The organism is Streptomyces zhaozhouensis, assembly GCF_900230195.1.
GTDB classification, from domain to species: Bacteria; Actinomycetota; Actinomycetes; order Streptomycetales; family Streptomycetaceae; genus Streptomyces; species Streptomyces zhaozhouensis.
The window spans coordinates 167,943-185,599 of sequence record NZ_OCNE01000002.1; the positions used below are offsets into that span (position 1 = coordinate 167,943).

The window sequence follows — 17,657 nt, forward strand, 5'->3', positions numbered from 1 at the left end:
ACGCGGGCGGGGGCGGGGCGGGGCGGGCGGGGGCGGGGCGGGCGCCCCGGGTGTCCCGGGCCGCGGGCGCCTCGGGCCGCGGGTGTCCCGGGCCGGCGGGAGCCTCGGGCCGCGGGTGTCCCGGGCCGGCGGGAGCCACTAGGGTCTGCTGCGAGAGACCCGAGGAGCGCCCGCATGACGTACTACGCCGACCTCAGCCGCTACACCAGGCACCCCGCCGGCGTCCCCTCCGGGGTCACCGCGCTCAACGTCGGCTGGCTCTCGTGGACCCGGCGCTACCCCCGGTTCGCGAGGGGCCGCGTCCCCGAGGAGTTCGCCGCCGCGCTGACGCTGCTGTGCCGGGACGGCCAGCGCGAGCGGACCAGCCGGTTCCACCCGTGCGGTCTGCCGCATCTCGTCGGGGAGCGGCGCCGGCCGGTGCGGATGAGGGTGGCGGGCGAGGACGTGCTGCTGGGGAACTCCGAGGTCGTGGCGGTGGCGGCCGACGGGACCTGGCTGGTCGCGCCCTCCCTGATCCATCACTACGTGACGCGTCACCGCTACCGGCCGCCCGAGGAGTTCGTCGAGGCGGTGCTGGCCGCCCGCACGCCGCGGGCGGAGTCCGCGGCGGTCACGGCCGGGTCCCCGCGCTGAGGCGCAGGGCGAAGACCGGGTGGTCGGCGGCGACCGCGCGCAGCTCCTCCTCCGTCGAGCGGGCCGTCACGCCGCCGAAGAAGCCCCGCACCTGGTACTCCCAGCGTTCCAGGTAGGCGCGCAGCAGCTCCGGCTTGTGCGCGTCCTCGATCTCGACGGCGGTGAACGGGCTGATCCGCCGCCCCAGCACCAGCGTGCCCTCGCCGGCCGCGCGCAGGTTGTGCGTCCACGGGACGTGACCGCGGGCCCCGACCAGGTAGTGACGGCCGTCGTGCTCCAGCAGGTTGACCGGCACCCGGCGCAACTCCCCCGACTTCCGGCCGCGCACCACCAGCCGGCGCGAGCCCCCGATGCCCCATCCCCAGGAGTGCAGGGTGCTGACCAGGTGGTGGCTGATTCTGTTGGCGAGTGCTCCGGTGCGGACGGCGGTGGGGCGACGGGGTTCCATCGTGGACCTCTCCTGGGTGTGCGGACGCGGGCTCGGCGAACGGGCACACCGAGCCGGAAACGAGAGAGCACTGCTCTCTGTTGTGAGCGACTGTGACAGAGTTCGGGCGCTCCCGCAAGAGCACTGCTCTCGTTTATGGTCGCCGCTCCCATCGGGCTGGCAGACTGTTCCCCATGACCGCCATCCGCACCGCCCGGCAGCGGGCACGCGACGAGGTGACCCGCACGATCAAGGACGAGGCCCGCCGACGGCTGGCCGCCGACGGCGCGGCGAAGCTCTCGCTGCGCGCCGTCGCCCGCGAGTTGGGCATGGTCTCCTCGGCGCTGTACCGCTACTTCCCGAGCCGCGACGAGTTGTTGACCGCGCTGATCGTGGACTCCTACAACGCGCTCGGCGACGCCGTCGACGAGGCCCTGGAGCGGCGCGCGGACGCCGACCCGTGCGCGCGGTGGGTCGGCGTCTGCCACGCCGCGCGCCGTTGGGCGCTGGCGCATCCGCACGAGTACGCGCTGCTCTACGGCACGCCCGTGCCCGGCTACGCCGCCCCGGACGACACCATGGTCCCCGGGGTGCGACTGCCGCTGGCGCTGACCGTGATCGTCCGGGAGGCCGACCGGGCCGGCCGGCTCGGCCCGCCGGAGGGCGGCCCGCTCCCGGACGAGGTGCGGGAGGACCTCGCGCCGTTGACAGTCGAGCAGGTCCCCGGGCTGAGCCCGGAGACACTGGCGGCGGTCCTCGCCGCGTGGGCGCAACTGCTGGGGCTGGTGAGCACGGAGCTCTTCGGGCAGTTCAACGGGGCGGTCACCGCGCGGGAGCGCTTCTTCGAGCACGCGGCGACCCGACTGGGCCGCTCCGTCGGCCTCCCCCCGCCGACCGGGGAGCGGACCGGGGAGCCGACGACCGGGAGCGACTGACCTCGGCCGGCCGCGAACGGCCGCCCTCCGGGGCGCGGCCGACCGCGGCGGGAGCGGCTTCTTCGCAGGTCGGCGCGGGGCAACGTGCGTGTTTCACCCACCACTTAACGACCTGTGCCGCCCGTTCCGCGCGCCCCTAGAGTCGCCAGCGGCGGCGCCGGGTCGTCGCCTACGCCCGGAACGACCGAACAGGAGTCGCAGTGGTCAACAAAGTGGTCATCGTGGGTGGCGGCACGGCGGGTTGGATGACGGCCTCCTATCTGAAGGCCGCGTTCGCCGACCGGATCGACATCACGCTCGTGGAGTCCGACAGGGTCAGCACCATCGGCGTCGGTGAGGCCACGTTCAGCGACATCCGCCACTTCTTCGCCTTCCTGGGGCTGAAGGAGTCCGACTGGATGCCGGCCTGCAACGCCACGTACAAGCTGGCCGTGCGGTTCGAGAACTGGCGCGAGCCCGGCCACCACTTCTACCACCCGTTCGAGCAGATGCGCTCGGTCAACGGCTTCCCGCTCACCGACTGGTGGCTCAAGGAGAAGCCGTCCGCGCGCTTCGACACCGACTGCTTCGTGATGCCGTCGATCATCGACGCCGGGCTGAGCCCGCGCCACACCGACGGCCGCCTCATCGACCAGCCCTTCGACGAGGAGGCGGAGGAGATGCAGGGGCTGACGATGTCCGAGCACCAGGGCAAGACGCAGTTCCCCTACGCCTACCAGTTCGAGGCCGCGCTGCTGGCCAAGTTCCTCACCCGCTACTCCACCGACCGGGGCGTGCGGCACATCGTCGACGACGTCAACCACGTCGAGCTGGACGAACGCGGCTGGATCAGCGGCGTCCGCACCGCCGAGCACGGCGAGTTGACCGGCGACCTCTACATCGACTGCACCGGCTTCCGCGCGATGCTGCTCAACAAGGCGCTCGACGTGCCGTTCATCTCGTTCCAGGACACGCTGCCCAACGACAGCGCGGTGGCGCTCCAGGTGCCGATGGACATGGAGCGGCGCGGCATCCTGCCCTGCACCACCTCCACCGCGCAGGACGCCGGCTGGATCTGGACCATCCCGCTGACGGGCCGGGTCGGCACCGGGTACGTCTACGCCAGGGACTACCTCTCCCCCGAGGAGGCCGAGCGGACCCTGCGCGAGTTCGTCGGCCCGGCCGCCGCCGACGCGGAGGCCAACCACATACGGATGCGGATCGGCCGCAGCGAGCGCTCCTGGGAGCGCAACTGCGTGGCGATCGGCCTCTCCAGCGGCTTCGTCGAACCGCTGGAGTCCACCGGCATCTTCTTCATCCACCACGCCATCGAGCAGCTGGTGAAGAACTTCCCCGGTGACGAGTGGAGCGACGTCCACCGCGACCTCTACAACCGCTCGGTCGAGCATGTGATGGAGGGCGTGCGGGAGTTCCTGGTGCTGCACTACGTGGCGGCCAAGCGGAACGACACCCCGTACTGGAAGGACACCAACACCCGGGTCATCCCCGACGCGTTGGCCGAGCGCATCGAGAACTGGAAGCGCGTCCTGCCCGACTCGGAGAACGTCTTCCCCTACTACCACGGGCTGCCGCCGTACTCCTACATGTGCATCCTGCTCGGCATGGGGGGCATCGACCTGCACCACTCGCCCGGCCTCGACCTCAGCGACACGGCGGCGGCGCGGCGGGAGTTCGCGGCGATCCAGGAGAAGGCGTCCGGTCTGACGAAGGTCCTGCCCAAGGCCTACGACTACTTCACCCGGCTGGACTGAGCCCCGCCCCTCCCCCGACGGGCCGACCCCGCCTTCCCGGGGTCGGTCCGTTCCCCGTTCACCGGGCGGCGCGTTCACCGTTCCCCGTTCCCCGGCCGTCGGCGCGCGCCCCCGCTCACCGGCCGTCGGCGCGCGCCGCGCCCGCCGGTTCGACCACCGGCGCCAGCACGGCGGCGACCAGGCAGGCGGCGCTGAGCACCAGCCACACCGGGTCGTAGCCGCCCAGCAGTTCCCGCGCCCCGGCGGCGAGGAACGCGGCGAGCCCGGCGCCGAGTTGGTGCGCGGCGTTGACCCAGCCGAAGACGATCGGCCCGTCCGCGCCGAACCGGTCGTTGGCCAACGCGATGACCGGCGGCACGGTCGCGATGTCCACCAGCCCGTAGACGACGGTGAACGCCACCAGCGCGGGCCCGGCGCCGGCGCCCAGCGCCTGCGGCAGCGCGAGCAGGGTCAGCGCGCGCACCCCGAAGTAGACGACCAGCAGCCGGCGCGGGTCGACGCGGTCGGTCAGCCACCCCGAGGCCAGCGCGCCGAGCGCCGAGAAGATCCCGATCAGGGAGAGCATCGAGGCCGCCGCCGTCGCGCCCACCCCGTGGTCGTGGGCGGCCGGCACCCAGTGGGACCACATGATCCCGTTGGTGGAGGCGCCGCAGATCGCGAAGACCCCGGCGAGCAGCCAGAACGTCCCGGTGCGCGCCGCGCGCCCCAGCACCCGCACCCCGTGCGCCGCCGCGCCCCCGGCGCGCGCCGGCCTGGGCACGGGGCGCGCGCCGCCGAGTGGCGCGAGCCCGACGTCGGCCGGGTGGTCGCGCAGCGCCCACGCGGCCAGGGCCGCCACCGCCAGGGCGACCAGCGCGAGGGTGACCACGGGCGGGCGCCAGCCGAGCCGGTCGACGCCGGTGGCCAGCAGCGGCAGAAAGAGCAACTGCCCCAGGTGGCCGGCCGCGCTGAGCCCTCCGACGACCACTCCACGGCGGCGCACGAACCAGTGCGCGGTGACCGTCGCGGCGAACGTCGTGGTGAGGCTGCCGGTGCCGATCCCGATCAACAGGCCCCAGTACAGGGTCAGTTGCCAGGCAGCCGTCATCACCGAGGTGAGCAGCGCCCCCGCGCCGACCAGCACGAGCGCCACCGGCACCACCCGGCGCACCCCGAACCTGCCCATCGCGGCGGCCGCGAACGGCGCGGTCAGCCCGTACAGCACCATGTTGACGGCGGTCGCCAGCGACACCTGGCCGCGCTCCCAGCCGAACTCGTTCTCCAGCGGCGTCACCAGCAGCCCCGGCACGGTGGCGAACGCGCCGGCCGTGACGATCGCGACGGCGGCCACCGCCGCGATCCCCCAGGCGCGGTGCGGAAGGGTCCGTCGCCGGGGCACGGGGAACGGGGTGAGGGCCGCCGGCGTGGCGTTGTCGCAGGTCATGGGTTCAGCCTCGCCTCGGGCCACCGCCCCGCCCAGTGGCCGGAACGACGGGATGCGCAACAATCGGGCCATGACCCCTCGCACCGCCTTCCCTCCCCCGCCCGCCGGGGCCGCGCCCCGGCACCGGGTCGCCGTCCTGGTCCGCCCGCGCCTGCTCTCCCTGGAGCTGGGCATCGTCCACCAGCTCCTCGGCCAGGCCAGGGCGGGCGGGGACCCCGAGGGCGCACCGCTCTACGAGGTGCTGACCTGCGCCACCGAGCCCGGAGAGCTGCCCACCGACGGCGACTTCACGCTGACCGTGCGCCACGGTCCCGAGGCGCTGGCCGAGGCGGACACCGTGCTGGTGCTCTCCTCCCCCGACGACTACACGCTCGACCGGCCCGAGCTGACACCGCCGCTGGCGCGGGCGTTCGCGCGGCTGCGGCCGGACGCCAGGGTCGCCTCCATCTGCACCGGCGCGTTCGTGCTGGCCTCGGCCGGGCTGCTCGACGGGCGGCGGGCGACCACGCACTGGCGCCACGCGGAGTCCTTCGCGCGGCTCTTCCCCCGGGTCACCCTCGACCGGGACGTGCTCTACACGGACGGCGGTGACGACATCCCCACGCACGGAAACGGGGGCGGGAGCGGGGGCGAGGGCGGCGGCGGGAGCGGCGGCGCGGTGCTGACCTCGGCCGGCTGCGCGGCCGGGATCGACCTGTGCCTCCATCTGATCCGCGCCGACCACGGGATGGCCGTGGCCAACGACGTCGCCCGCCGCACGGTGGTGCCGCCGCACCGGGAGGGCGGCCAGTGCCAGTTCATCAGGGAACCGGTCCCCCAGCCGGCCTCGCCCGGCACGGCGGCGTCCCGGGAGTGGGCGCTGCGACGGTTGGGCGAACCGATCACGCTGGCGGCGCTGGCCGCGCGCGAGTCGATGAGCGTGCGCCACTTCACGCGCCGCTTCCGCGCGGAGGTCGGGATGGCGCCGATGGCCTGGCTGACGGAGCAACGGCTGCGCTTCGCGCGGGAGTTGCTGGAGGAGTCGGACCTGTCCGTGGACCGGGTCGCCGAACGGTCGGGGCTGGGCACGGCGGCCAACCTCCGCCAGCGTTTCCACGCCGCGCTCGGCCTTTCGCCGAGCGCCTACCGCGCCACGTTCCGCGGCCGCGGGTGAGCACGGAGCGCCCGCGCGGCAGCCGGGCGGTCACTCCCTGCGCCTTTCGCTCCTCCGCCCCTCCGCCCCTCCGCCCCCGGCCGGGCTACCTGCTGTCGAGGAACGTCAGGACGGCGAGGACCCTGCGGTGACCGCCGTCCTCGGCCGGCAGGTCGAGGCGGTTGAAGATGTTGCCCACGTGCTTCTGCACCGCGTTGTCCGTGATCACCAGCCGCTCGGCGATCTCGGGGTTGGTGAGTCCCTGGGCCATCAGGGCCAGCACCTCCCGCTCCCTGGGCGTGAGACGGTCGACGGGGCGGGCCGCCGTGGAGGCCATCAACTGGGCGACGACCTCGGGATCCATCACGGTGCCCCCGCCCGCCACCCGGCGCAGCGCGTCCAGGAACTCCCCGACCCGGCTGACCCGGTCCTTCAGCAGATAGCCGACGCCGCCGCGCCCGTCGGAGAGCAACTCCCTGGCGTAGACCTTCTCCACGTACTGGGAGAGCACCAGCACCGGCAGCCCGGGGCGCTCGGCGCGCAGCCGCACCGCGGCGCGCACCCCCTCGTCGCGGAACGTCGGCGGCAGCCGCACGTCGGCGATCACCACGTCGGGGCGGTGCTCGGCGACGGCCGTCAGCAGCGCGGGCCCCTCGGTGACGATCTCCGCCACCTCCATGCCCTTGGTCTCCAGCACCAGCCGCAGCCCGGCGGAGAGCAGCACGTTGTCCTCGGCGATCACGACCCGCACGGCAACTCCGCCCGCACCACGGTCGGTCCGCCGGCCGGGCTGGTCACCGTCACCGTGCCGTCCAGCGCGGCGACGCGGCGGCGGATGCCGACCACGCCCGAGCCGCCGCTCTCGTCCACCCCGCCGACTCCGCCGTCCCAGACCTCGGCCACCAGCCGGTTCTCCTTCCGTTCCAGCCGGACCCTGGCGAGCTCGGCCCCACTGTGCTTCGCCACGTTGGTCAACGCCTCGGTGACCACGAAGTAGGCGGCGGCCTCCACCGCCGCCGGCAGCCGGCCCAGCTCGCCCAGGTCGAGGTCGGTCTCGACGGCCGAGCCGGCCGCGACCGCGGCGAGCGCGCCCTCCAGGCCCCGGTCGGCGAGAATCGGCGGGTACATCGAGCGGATCACCTCCCGCAGCTCCGTCATGGCGTCCTCGGCGCCCTCCTGGGCCTCCGCCAGCAGCCTGCCCAACGCGCCGGAGTCCTCGGGAAGTTCCTCCCTGGCCACGCCGAGCCGCATCGCGATGGCGACCAGCCGGGCCTGGGTGCCGTCGTGCAGGTCGCGTTCGATGCGGCGCAGTTCCGCGCCGTGCGCGTCCAGCACGTCGGCGCGGCTCTCGGTCAGCTCGTCGACCCGTTCGGCGAGCCGTTCCTCGGCGGACGGCGTCAGCGCGGTGAGGGTGTCGCGGGCCTGCCAGCGCACGAAGCCGGGCAGCACCCACCTGGTCAGCGCGGCGAGCAGCGCGAACTGCACCACGCCGAGGAGCAGCGCCAGGCCCCAGTTGCCGACCCGTATGCCCAACATGCTGGTGTCGTCCGGCAGCAGCGGCCAGCCCACCACGGTCACCACCGTGCCGAGCATCCCGCCCACGCACAGCACCCCGAAGAGCCCGAGCGCCAGCCCGCCGCCGAGGAAGCGCGGCACCCAGCGCAGCACCCGGCGCACCTCGCGGTGGGTCGCCACCCAGCGCCACCGTTCGACCAGCCCCTCCGGCACCGCGGGCCGGCGCGGCTGACTCGGCTCCCCCAACAGGGCCGCGGCGCGGCCCCGTTCGGCGTCGGCCCACCGCAGCGTGCCGATCACCATCCAGGGCAGCAGCCACAGGCCGATCCCCACCGAAACCAGCACGAAGCCGGCCAACAACATCGGGAACAACGGCAGCATGGCCAGCGCCGAGGCCAGCCCCACCCACGCGTACCGGGCGTCACGCCCCACATTCGTCCATCGCACGCACGTCAGTCTGCGGCAGCCGCCGCGCGGGCACACTACGGTGGGCCGTACTCCCGGTACGGGGGCGCGGCCCCCGTACCGGGGTGGGCCCCGCTACTCGAAGAGCCGGTTGATCTCCTCGTTCACCTCGTTCAACGACTCGACCGGCGCCCGCCCGGACATCACGGCCTCCAGCGCGGGCTGCATCAGGGCCGCGATCTCCGAGGAGTGGTCGGTGATCGGGAAGAGTTCGGTGGTGCCCTCCTCGACGTGCCGGGTGAACGGGGTGACGTCGATGCCGTCGGCGGCGAACTCCTCGCGCGCGATCTCCCACGCCTCGGTGATCGCGGGGAAGACGACATGGTGTGCGCCGACGATCCGCTGGCACTCGGGGGAGGCGAGATAACGCACCCACTGCCAGGCCGCCTCCGGGTTGTCGGTGTCCCGGTAGACGGAGTCGGCCAGGCCGTTGAACATGGTGGCCCGTTGGCCGGTCGGCCCGATCGGGTTGGGGGCGACGCCCACGTCGAGGCCCTCGTAGGAGAAGAAGGTGCCGGTCATCCAGGAGCCGTTGGTGACCATCGCGGCGTTGCCGGCGGCGAGTTGGTCACTGGACTGGACGCCGCGCTGGGCGGCGAAGCTCGGCATGTAGCCCTTCTCGATCAGCCCGCGCCACCAGGTGATCGTCTCCTGGAACGCGGGGTCGTCGAAGTGGAACTCCCGCCCCCACGGGTTGCGGTCCGTAGCCTCCCAGCCGTTGGCGTAGGCGTACATCGAGTACTGGGTCTGGCCGTGGTTGAAGCCGTCGGTCATCTCCAGCCAGAGCCCGTAGGTCTCGACGCGGTCCGGATCGAAGCCGGGTTCGTCGCCGCGCACCCCGTTGACGTCGACGGTGAGGCGGGCGATCAGCTCCTCGTAGCTGCCGCCGTCGTCCGGGTTCCAGGTGAGCTCGTCCAGCGTCGACTCGTCCACGCCGGCCTCGGCCAGCATCGCTCGGTCGTAGAAGACGCCCACCGCGTCCCAGTCCTTGGGCAGCCCGTAGCGCCGCCCGTCCTCCCCGACCCACAGGTCGGCCAGGCCCTCCTCGTAGATGTCCAGCGGCACGTCGTCGCGCTCCACGTACTCGTCCAGCGGCAGCAGCAGGTCGCGCGTCACGTACTCGGGGTACTTGGAGAGGTGGTTGGTGAAGACGTCGGGCGCCGACTCGGCGACGAAGCCGAGCGCCAGCCCGTTCCAGTAGTCGTCGTAGCCGCGCTGCTCGATGCGGATCTCCAGGTCCGGGTTGTCCTCCTCGAAGCGGTCGGCGCACTCCTGGTAGGCAGGCTGCTGGTTGGCGTCCCAGAGCCAGTAGTCGACGGTGTTCCGGTCGTCGCCCAGGGCACTGCCGCAACCGGAGAGCAGCGCGCCCAGCGACAGGCAGCCGGCGACGGCGACCAGGCGCCGGGGAACGGAATGTCGCGGAGCGGAACGTCGTGGTGTGGTGGTGCGCATGGCGGGTGCGCCTCCCCTCTCGTGGTGCACGGTGACCTCACCTCACGCCGGTGAACTGGATGGAGTTGACGATCCGCCGCCCGAACACCAGGAAGAGCAGCATCGTGGGCACGGCGGCGATCAGCGTCGCCGCCATCAGTCCGGCCCAGTCGGGCCCGGTCTGCGGCGTGGAGGAGTGGAACGCGCTGAGCGCCACGGTCAGCACCCGCACGCTCTCCTCCTGGCCGACCAGCTGCGGCCAGAAGTACTCGTTCCAGGCGTTGATGAACGTCAGCACGCCGAGCGTGGCCAGCGGCGCGGAGCTCATCGGCAGGATCACGCGGAAGAAGATCCGGAAGTAGCCGGCGCCGTCGATCATCGCGGCCTCCTCGACCTCGCGGCTGATGCCGAGGAAGAACTGCCGCAGGAAGAAGACCGCGAACGGCGTCATGAAGAAGAACGGCGCGATGATCCCGGGGTAGGTGTTGAGCAGGCCCAGGTTCTTGATCAGCACGAAGTTCGGCAGCATGGTGAAGACCGGCGGCACCATCAGCGCGGTGACGAAGACGAAGAAGACCTTGTCCCGGCCCGGCCAGCGCAGCCGGGCGAAGGCGTAGGCGGCCATGGCGCTGAAGAAGACCTGGCCGAGGGTGATCAGGGTGGAGACGATCACCGAGTTCCGCAGGTAGGCCCAGAAGCGCAGCGAGGCGCCCGAGCCGCCCTCGGCCTGCGCCTCCTCGGTGCTGGCCGAGCCCAGCACCCGTTCGAACGGGCCCCAGGTGAAGTCGACCGGGAGCCAGGAGCCTGGCTCGGTGAAGAGCACCCGGTTGTTGGACAGCGCGGTGCGCGCCATCCACAGGAACGGCGCGAGGGTGATCACGATGATGACGAAGAGGGCCACCCAGGCCAGCAGCCGTCCGACGTTCCACCGGCGAACGGCGCCCGAGCCTCGGGGGCGTGACGTGGTGCGCATCTCGCTCCTCCTTCAGGACTGGTCGGACTCGTCGGCCCGCAGCAGCTTGAGTTGGGCCAGGGCGACGCCGGCCAGGATCAGGAACAGGACCACGGAGATCGCCGACGCGTAGCCGAAGTCGAAGCGGTTGAACGCCTGGTCGTAGATGTAGTACTGGACGACGCGGGTGGCGTCGACGGGCCCGCCCTGGGTGGTGACGGCGACGGTGTCGAAGATCTGCCAGGAGCCGATGACGGTCAGCACCATCACCAGCGCCATCACGGGACGCAGCAGCGGAAGGGTGATCCGGAAGAAGACGCGCACCTCGCCGGCGCCGTCGACGGCGGCGGCCTCGTAGACGTCGCGGTTGATCATCTGGAGCCCGGCGAAGATCAACAGGGCGGTGTAGCCGAGATGTCGCCAGACGTTGACCATCGCGATGGTGGGAATCGCCCAGCTCTCGTCACCGAAGAAGGCGACGGGGTCGAAGCCGACCCAGCCGAGCATCTCGTTGATGACGCCGAGGTTGTAGTCGGCCATCCAGTACCAGAGGAGCGCTACCACCACGTTGGATATCAGGTACGGCAGCAGGATGATCCCGCGCAGCACCACGGAACGGGTCAGCCGGTGGATCAGGACGGCGAGCAGCAGCGCGGCGAAGGTCTGGACGCTGATGTTGATGGCGACGTACTTGAGCGTCACCCACAGCGAGTTCCAGAAGACCTCGTCCTCCAGCAGCCTGCGGTAGTTGTCCAGGCCGCTGAAATCGGCGGAGGTCAGCAGGTCGTAGTCGGTGAAGCTGAGGTAGAGGCCGCGCAGCGTGGGCCAGGCGAAGAAGGCGAGAAAGCCGACCATGGCCGGCGCGACGAAGAGCAGCGCGGCGCGGGTCTCCCCGCCGCGCCAGCGGGGTCTGGGGTTGTCGACGGGGGCGGGGGCGTCGTCTCCGGCCGCGGCGGGCGCGGTGGGGGCGGCGGTTGCCATCGCTCACTCCTTCGTGAGGTGGAGCAGTCGAGCGCGTTCGGGTGCGGGAAGGCTGTGTTCGGGTGCGGGCTTGCGTGTTCGGGTGCGAGCGGGCGTGTTCGGGTGGTGGGCTGGCGTTCGTGGCGTCGAACTGTTTGGAGGTGAGCGGAAATGTTGTCGCTGGAGCGGTCCATGTCAAGCGTTTGATCACGCACTTCACCGGCGGTGACCCGCCCTGAGCCGGCCGTCACGGGGGACGCCGTCGCCCGACCGCCTCGCGTAGGCTGCCGGGATGCCTGAGAACGACGCCGCGCGGGGGCGCGTCGGCCCGCCCCTGGTCGCGGACGAACGCACCATGCTCCGCGCTTATCTCGACTTCCACCGCGCCACCCTGGCGCTCAAGTGCGCCGACCTGACCGACGAGCAGCTGCGCCGCGCCGCGTCACCCCCCTCGACGCTGACGCTGCTCGGGCTGGTGCGGCACATGGCCGAGGTCGAACGCGCCTGGTTCCGGCGGACGATCGACCGCGAGGACGTGCCGCTGGTCTGGTCGGAGCGGGGCGACTTCCAGGAGGCGTACGACGCCTCCTCCGCGACCCGGGCGGCGGCGTTCGCCGCGTGGGAGGCCGAGGTCGAGGCGGCGCGGCGGATCGAGGAGGCCGCGCCCTCGCTCGACGTGACCGCGCCGCACGCGAAGACCGGTGAACCGGTGTCGCTGCGGCTGGTGATGCTCCACCTGATCCACGAGTACGCCCGCCACAACGGCCACGCCGACCTGCTGCGCGAGGCGATCGACGGCACGGTGGGGGCGTAGGCCGGCGGCGGGCCGGAAAAGCCCACGACTCCCGGGACCGCGCGGCGTAGGGTGCCGGACGGCCTGACCGGAGGGCGAAGGGGAGCACACCGAGGTGATCGAGGAAGTACCGGTGCCGCACGGGCGGTTGACGGTCGAGACGACGGGCGGGGCGCACGCCGGGACGGTCGCGCTGGTGCACGCCGGCGTGGCCGACCGCGCGAGCTGGGACGGGGTGGTGCCGGCGCTGGCGGCGCGCTACCGGGTGGTCCGCCACGACATGCGCGGCTTCGGCGACTCGCGGCCGCCCTCGGCCCCCTACGACGACGCGGAGGACCTGGCCGCCGTGCTGACGGCGGTGGGCGTGGAACGGGCGGCCGTGGTCGGCAACTCCTACGGAGGCCGGGTCGCCCTGGAGTTCGCCCTGCGGCACCCCGCGCGCGTCTCGGCGCTCGGCCTGCTGGCCGCCCCGCTTCCCGACCACGACTGGTCGGCCGCGATGCGCGACTACGCGGAGGCGGAGGAGGCCGCGCTGGAACGCGGCGACCTCGACCTCGCGGTCTCGCTGAACCTGGACATGTGGGTGCGCGGCCCCCGGCGGGAGTGGGACGACCGCCTGCGGGCCCACGCGCACGCGGTGCGGGGCCCGATGCGGACGGCGCTGTCCCACCAGCACCTCACGGACCGGTTCGGGACCAGCGAGCTGGCCGAACTGCTCGGCGGGCTCGGGGAGTCGCGCGTGCCGACGCTGATCGCCCACGGCGGCGCCGACCTCGACGACTTCCGCGTCCAGGCGGCACGGCTGACCGCAGCGATCCCCGACTCCCGGGCACTCGTCCTGCCGGACGCCGGCCATCTGCTGCCCCTCGAACAGCCGGCGGCCACCGCGGAGGCGCTGCTCGCGCTTCTGGCCGCCCGCGGCTGAGGGGCCCCGGGGACGCTAGGGCCGGGGCCAGGGGCGGCCCTCCAGCCGTTCGATGCCCTCGTTGAAGCGGTGCACCATGGCCACGAAGTCGGCCACCTCCTCCGGCTCCCAGTCGTCGAGGATGCGCGCCAGCGACGCGTGGTTCCGCCGGCGGTCGTCCAGGAGCCGTTCCCGCCCCTCGGCGGTGATGCTGAACTTGCGCGCGATCCCGCCCTCGGGGTCGGGGATGCGCTCGACGACCCCGGCGCGCAGCATGGCCGCCGTCTGGCGGTTGAGCGTCGAGGAGTCGAGTCCGAACGCGTCGGCGAGCTGGCCGATCGACATCGGCCCGTCGAGCTCGATGCGGCTGAGCAGTACGTAGGCGCTGCGGTCCAGCCGCCGACTGGCGCGCCTGGCCTGCGCGTTGAACAGGTCGGAGTGGCGCGTCAGCAGCATCGTCTCGAATTCGAGCCGGCGGATGGGCTCGTCCACGGGCGCGTCCTCCTGCTTCCGGCCGCTCGCGGCCGCGTCCGACGTGCGCGGGGCGCCGGTTCGTTCCCGCGTGCTTCCACGGCAGGTATACCACGGGCAATGTGCACGATACATCTCGCGTGCATCATGCATACGATGTGTATCCTGCACATTGCCCGTCCGCACAACCGTCTCGCTGAGGGGCCGTCTCGCCGAGAGACCGTCTCGCTGAGGGGCCGTCACACCGAACGACGGCCGCACCGAAACGACAGCCGTACCGAACGACAGCCACACCAGAGACCGTCTCGCCGAGAGCCCGTCTCACCGAGAGACCGTCTCACCGAAAGCCCGTCTCACCGAGAGTGCGAAGAACCGCACGAAGAGAGGACCGCCGTGTCCGTTCCCCCGCGTCCCGCCCCGCCCGGCGGTGTCGTCGGCATCCTCGCGTTCGCCGGCATCACGGCGGCGCTCATGCAGACCCTGGTGGTGCCGCTGCTCGGCGAGCTGGCGACGCTGCTGGACACCTCGGCGTCCAACGCCTCCTGGGTGGTCACCGCCACCCTGCTCGTCGCCGCCGTGGCCACGCCCGTCTCCGGGCGGCTCGGCGACATGTACGGCAAGCGGCGGATGCTGCTGATCTCGATCGCGCCGCTGGTCATCGGCTCGGTGGTCTGCGCGCTCTCCTCGTCCGTCCTCCCGATGATCGTCGGCCGCGGACTCCAGGGCCTGGGCATGGGCGTGGTCCCGCTCGGCCTGAGCCTGCTGCGGGACGTGCTGCCGCCGGAACGGCTCGGCACCTCCATCGCGTTGATCAGCGCCTCGATGGGCGTCGGCGGCGCGCTGGGGCTGCCGTTCTCCGCGGCCGTCGCCGAGAACAGCAGTTGGCGCGCGCTGTTCTGGGTCGCCGCCGGGCTGAGCGCCCTGGTGGGCGTGCTGATCTGGGTGTTCGTCCCGGCGGGCGACACGGCGGGCGCTCGGGCCAGGTTCGACGGCGTCGGCGCGCTGGGGCTCGGCGGCGGGCTGGTCTGTCTGCTGCTCGCGGTCTCCAAGGGTTCCGACTGGGGCTGGGGCAGCACCACCACGCTGGGGCTCTTCGCCGGCGCCGCCGTGCTGCTGGCGGCCTGGGGGCGCTGGGAGCTGTGGTTCGCCGAGCCGCTGGTCGACCTGCGGCTGGCCGCCCGCCCCCAGGTGCTCTTCACCAACATGGCGTCGGTGCTGGTCGGCTTCTCGATGTACGCCCAGTCGCTGGTCGTTCCGCAGCTGCTCCAACTGCCCGAGGAGACCGGCTACGGGCTGGGCCAGTCGATGATGGCGATGGGCCTGTGGATGGCGCCCGGCGGGCTGATGATGATGGTGCTCTCGCCGCTCGGCGCCAAGCTCTCGGCGGCCAGGGGGCCGAAGGTGACGCTGGCCGTCGGCAGCGTGGTGATCGCCTGCGGCTACGCGCTCTCCCTGCCGCTCCTGGGATCGACGTGGGGCCTGCTGCTGGTGACCCTGGTCGCCAGCTCCGGCGTCGGGCTCGCCTACGGCGCGATGCCGACCCTGATCATGGGCGCGGTGCCGCAGTCGATGACGGCGTCGGCCAACAGCTTCAACACGTTGATGCGTTCGGTGGGCACCTCGGTGGCCGCCGCGGTGGTGGGTGTGGTGCTGGCCCAGATGACGACGGAGTTCGGCGGGTTCCCGCTGCCGTCGGAGAACGGCTTCCGGGTGGCGATGGTGATCGGCGCCGGTGTCGCGCTGGCGGCGGCGGCCGTGGCCGCGCTGATCCCGGTCCGCGCGGCGGACGCCCCGGCGGAGCCCGCCGAGCCGGCGGAGGAGGCCCCGTTGGCCGCCGAGGGGGCCAAGCCCTGAACGGGCGGGACGGGTTGACGGAGGATGGTCACGGAACGATCAATGGTGAACGGAACCCTCCGTTTCTGGTGACACTCCTGTGACAGAGAACGGCAACCCGCAACGCGCCGCCTCCGTCAAACCCGTGTCGGACGAGCGCGAGAAGCGCTCTTCCGTACGCGTACAACCCCGTACCCGATCCAGAGGAGTGAACGTTCCGTGAAGCGTTCCCAGCGTCGTACCCTGGCCGCCGTGGCGGCCGGCGCCGTTTCCCTGCCCGCACTGCTGCTGGCCACGGCACCGGCGGCACAGGCAGCGGGGCTGCCGATCGCTCCGATCGGCTCGATGGGCGAACTGCCCTACTGCGGAGACGTCCAGGACTCCGACGTCTCGGTCTGGCTGGAGGGCGTCCCGCAGGAAGGGGTCTCTCCCACGGAGTGGACCGAGTTCACCTTCACCGTCACCAACGGCGGCGAGGAGTCGGTCAGCGACGTCTACGCCAAGCTTGAGGGCTGGTACAACGCGTCGGACGGCTCCGACGCCGCGTTCCCGTTCGACCTTCAGTGGAACGTGGACGGCGAGTGGCGCGCCGTGCCGTTCGAGAGCGACAGCGCCGACGGCCACTTCGGCCTGATCGAGGAGCTGGCGCCGGGCGAGACCGCCGAGGCCCAGATCCGCACGCGCGCCGACCAGGACCGGCCGGGCTGGTTCGAGGCGTGGGCCAGCGTGCGTCACTACGACGAGGAGATCGCCGAGACCTGCTACCGCGGCGAGGACGAGGTCGAGTGGGCGCTGATCGCCGAGGGTGGGGAGGCCCCCGGCGAGGAGACCCCCAGCGAGGAGGAGCCGGCGGAGCCCGGCGCGGTGGCCCCGGTCGACGAGCCCGGCTCGCCGGCCCCGCAGGGTGACACCGAGGAGCCGGCGCTGGCGGCGACCGGCGGCTCGTCCGCCACGCCCGTCGTCGCCGGCGTCGGCGGCGCGGTGCTGGTCGCCGGGGGTGGCGCGGTGCTGCTGGCCCGCCGCGCCCGCGCCTGACGCGTCCCCCCGCGCACGGCGGCCTCCGCCGGGCGCGACCTTGACGAGGGCCGTACCCGCGTTCCGGGGTACGGCCCTCGCCGTTCGTCCAGGGTCCCGACGCCGACTCGGCACACGCGGGCGGGGCGGCCGGGTGGCGCGGTCGGGTGGTGCGGGGCGGCTGCGCGGGCGGGCGGGGCGGTCGGGGTGGGGCGGTCGGGGTGGGGCCGGGCCGCGCGGGGGCGTGGGAACCGTTTCGCGCGCCCGCCCGGCCGGTCAGGAGCGACGGCGGGGCGTGGCCGGTCAGGAGCGGCGGAGCCTGGCCGCGACTCCGGCCCGCCACTCGGCGATGACCGCCTCCTCGTCGAACGGCGCCACATTGACCGGCGGCCCTTCCAGGGAATCGCGCAGCCCGCGCCTGATCCGCTCGTTGGCCCGCGCCACGATCCGCCGCGCCGCCCGCTCGGTCGGCGCGGCCAGCGCCGCGGCACGGGCGTCCTCGGCCTCCTTGCGCAGCAGCAGGCTGGGCGGCATGACGGACAGGTCCTCCCTGGCCATCTTCTCGCGCACCCACCACAGCTCGTCATAGGGCTCGGACGCGTGCGGCAGCGGCTTGCCCGCACCGGGGAGATCGCGGAACTCGCCGCGCTCCTCGGCCTCCCGGATCTGCTTGTCCACCCAGGACTCGAAGGTCGTCCCCGGCGGCTTCCGTTCGGTCATCCTCGCCTCCCGGTGCTCTCCCCGTTCCATTCTTCCACGGGCGGACCGCCCCGGTCGGGGCTGCGGAGGGGATGGAGAAGCGCGGGCGGCCCGGGGGTACCGCCGGGCAGGAGGGACATTTAGGATGGCGGCGTGTTCGCACCAGGTCGCCTTCTCTGCCTCGCGCTCTTCGCGGGGTCGGCCTGCTGTGTCGATGACGGCCTCTGTCGCCGCTGACCGCGTTCTGCCGCCCCTTCCGCACGCCCCCGCCGGCACACCGACGTGCCGTGCCGCTCCGCGTGACCGCTCCCCTCCCGCA

At 72.9% G+C, this 17,657-nt stretch carries 17 protein-coding genes; 8 read left to right on the forward strand and 9 right to left on the reverse strand.

All coding sequences use genetic code 11. From position 1 onward, the window contains the following. Positions 1–174: 174 nt before the first annotated feature. Positions 175–633 (forward strand): DUF7919 family protein, encoded by a 459-nt coding sequence (locus tag CRP51_RS03965; protein ID WP_097229565.1) that lies wholly within the window; start codon positions 175–177, stop codon positions 631–633. Here the strand turns inward: CRP51_RS03965 and CRP51_RS03970 are convergent. Further along, entirely contained in the window at positions 611–1,081 is a 471-nt protein-coding gene (locus CRP51_RS03970; protein ID WP_097229566.1) for a nitroreductase family deazaflavin-dependent oxidoreductase, read from the reverse strand. The genes CRP51_RS03965 and CRP51_RS03970 overlap by 23 nt on opposite strands. Positions 1,082–1,254: 173 nt before the next feature. Between CRP51_RS03970 and CRP51_RS03975 the strand changes: the two genes are divergently transcribed. After that, positions 1,255–1,995, forward strand: a complete 741-nt coding sequence (locus tag CRP51_RS03975; RefSeq protein ID WP_097229567.1) for a TetR/AcrR family transcriptional regulator — start codon at positions 1,255–1,257, stop codon at positions 1,993–1,995. Between the two features lie 200 nt (positions 1,996–2,195). Beyond that, positions 2,196–3,746, forward strand: coding sequence for a tryptophan halogenase family protein (locus tag CRP51_RS03980; RefSeq protein ID WP_097229568.1), 1,551 nt, complete (start codon positions 2,196–2,198; stop codon positions 3,744–3,746). Positions 3,747–3,861: 115 nt separating this feature from the next. On the opposite strand, the gene CRP51_RS03985 is transcribed toward CRP51_RS03980, so the two are convergent. Further along, positions 3,862–5,169 (reverse strand): MFS transporter, encoded by a 1,308-nt coding sequence (locus tag CRP51_RS03985; RefSeq protein ID WP_245880354.1) that lies wholly within the window; start codon positions 5,167–5,169, stop codon positions 3,862–3,864. Between the two features lie 70 nt (positions 5,170–5,239). Between CRP51_RS03985 and CRP51_RS03990 the strand changes: the two genes are divergently transcribed. Beyond that, on the forward strand, positions 5,240–6,322 hold the full coding sequence (locus CRP51_RS03990; protein WP_245880355.1) for a GlxA family transcriptional regulator: 1,083 nt from the start codon (positions 5,240–5,242) through the stop codon (positions 6,320–6,322). An 85-nt stretch (positions 6,323–6,407) separates the two neighbouring features. Here the strand turns inward: CRP51_RS03990 and CRP51_RS03995 are convergent, their stop codons facing one another. The 5 genes from CRP51_RS03995 to CRP51_RS04015 all read right to left on the reverse strand — a co-directional run bounded on the left by CRP51_RS03995 (position 6,408) and on the right by CRP51_RS04015 (position 11,645). Beyond that, entirely contained in the window at positions 6,408–7,052 is a 645-nt protein-coding gene (locus tag CRP51_RS03995) for a response regulator (RefSeq protein WP_097229570.1), read from the reverse strand. Further along, positions 7,040–8,263 (reverse strand): sensor histidine kinase, encoded by a 1,224-nt coding sequence (locus CRP51_RS04000; RefSeq protein WP_245880356.1) that lies wholly within the window; start codon positions 8,261–8,263, stop codon positions 7,040–7,042. Before CRP51_RS04000 ends, CRP51_RS03995 begins: the two co-directional genes overlap by 13 nt. A gap of 93 nt (positions 8,264–8,356) precedes the next feature. Beyond that, positions 8,357–9,733, reverse strand: coding sequence for an ABC transporter substrate-binding protein (locus CRP51_RS04005; protein WP_097229571.1), 1,377 nt, complete (start codon positions 9,731–9,733; stop codon positions 8,357–8,359). 37 nt (positions 9,734–9,770) lie between these two features. After that, entirely contained in the window at positions 9,771–10,685 is a 915-nt protein-coding gene (locus tag CRP51_RS04010) for a carbohydrate ABC transporter permease (protein WP_097229572.1), read from the reverse strand. A 12-nt stretch (positions 10,686–10,697) separates the two neighbouring features. Beyond that, positions 10,698–11,645, reverse strand: a complete 948-nt coding sequence (locus tag CRP51_RS04015; RefSeq protein WP_097229573.1) for a carbohydrate ABC transporter permease — start codon at positions 11,643–11,645, stop codon at positions 10,698–10,700. A gap of 271 nt (positions 11,646–11,916) precedes the next feature. On the opposite strand from CRP51_RS04015, the gene CRP51_RS04020 reads away from it, so the two are divergent. Both CRP51_RS04020 and CRP51_RS04025 read left to right on the forward strand, forming a co-directional pair. Continuing rightward, complete coding sequence (locus tag CRP51_RS04020; protein WP_097229574.1) at positions 11,917–12,438, forward strand: DinB family protein; 522 nt, start codon at positions 11,917–11,919, stop codon at positions 12,436–12,438. A gap of 94 nt (positions 12,439–12,532) precedes the next feature. Further along, positions 12,533–13,342, forward strand: a complete 810-nt coding sequence (locus CRP51_RS04025) for an alpha/beta fold hydrolase (RefSeq protein WP_097229575.1) — start codon at positions 12,533–12,535, stop codon at positions 13,340–13,342. Positions 13,343–13,357: 15 nt separating this feature from the next. Here the strand turns inward: CRP51_RS04025 and CRP51_RS04030 are convergent, their stop codons facing one another. Then, positions 13,358–13,813, reverse strand: coding sequence for a MarR family winged helix-turn-helix transcriptional regulator (locus tag CRP51_RS04030; protein WP_170970428.1), 456 nt, complete (start codon positions 13,811–13,813; stop codon positions 13,358–13,360). Between the two features lie 450 nt (positions 13,814–14,263). On the opposite strand from CRP51_RS04030, the gene CRP51_RS04035 reads away from it, so the two are divergent. Both CRP51_RS04035 and CRP51_RS04040 read left to right on the forward strand, forming a co-directional pair. After that, on the forward strand, positions 14,264–15,646 hold the full coding sequence (locus CRP51_RS04035; RefSeq protein WP_245880390.1) for an MFS transporter: 1,383 nt from the start codon (positions 14,264–14,266) through the stop codon (positions 15,644–15,646). Between the two features lie 198 nt (positions 15,647–15,844). Next, entirely contained in the window at positions 15,845–16,660 is an 816-nt protein-coding gene (locus CRP51_RS04040) for an LAETG motif-containing sortase-dependent surface protein (protein ID WP_097229578.1), read from the forward strand. Positions 16,661–16,942: 282 nt separating this feature from the next. Here CRP51_RS04040 and CRP51_RS04045 read toward each other — a convergent pair whose 3' ends face one another. Continuing rightward, on the reverse strand, positions 16,943–17,359 hold the full coding sequence (locus CRP51_RS04045) for a DnaJ family domain-containing protein (RefSeq protein WP_097229579.1): 417 nt from the start codon (positions 17,357–17,359) through the stop codon (positions 16,943–16,945). Positions 17,360–17,657: the final 298 nt, after the last annotated feature.

Coding starts and splice junctions, on each gene's coding strand:
- CRP51_RS04010 (WP_097229572.1), bottom strand. CDS start 10,685: ATGCGCACCACGTCACGCCCCCGAGGCTCGGGCGCCGTTCGCCGGTGG.
- CRP51_RS04035 (WP_245880390.1), top strand. CDS start 14,264: ATGCAGACCCTGGTGGTGCCGCTGCTCGGCGAGCTGGCGACGCTGCTG.
- CRP51_RS04045 (WP_097229579.1), bottom strand. CDS start 17,359: ATGACCGAACGGAAGCCGCCGGGGACGACCTTCGAGTCCTGGGTGGAC.
- CRP51_RS03965 (WP_097229565.1), top strand. CDS start 175: ATGACGTACTACGCCGACCTCAGCCGCTACACCAGGCACCCCGCCGGC.
- CRP51_RS03990 (WP_245880355.1), top strand. CDS start 5,240: ATGACCCCTCGCACCGCCTTCCCTCCCCCGCCCGCCGGGGCCGCGCCC.
- CRP51_RS03975 (WP_097229567.1), top strand. CDS start 1,255: ATGACCGCCATCCGCACCGCCCGGCAGCGGGCACGCGACGAGGTGACC.
- CRP51_RS04015 (WP_097229573.1), bottom strand. CDS start 11,645: ATGGCAACCGCCGCCCCCACCGCGCCCGCCGCGGCCGGAGACGACGCC.
- CRP51_RS03985 (WP_245880354.1), bottom strand. CDS start 5,169: ATGACCTGCGACAACGCCACGCCGGCGGCCCTCACCCCGTTCCCCGTG.
- CRP51_RS03970 (WP_097229566.1), bottom strand. CDS start 1,081: ATGGAACCCCGTCGCCCCACCGCCGTCCGCACCGGAGCACTCGCCAAC.
- CRP51_RS04020 (WP_097229574.1), top strand. CDS start 11,917: ATGCCTGAGAACGACGCCGCGCGGGGGCGCGTCGGCCCGCCCCTGGTC.
- CRP51_RS04005 (WP_097229571.1), bottom strand. CDS start 9,733: ATGCGCACCACCACACCACGACGTTCCGCTCCGCGACATTCCGTTCCC.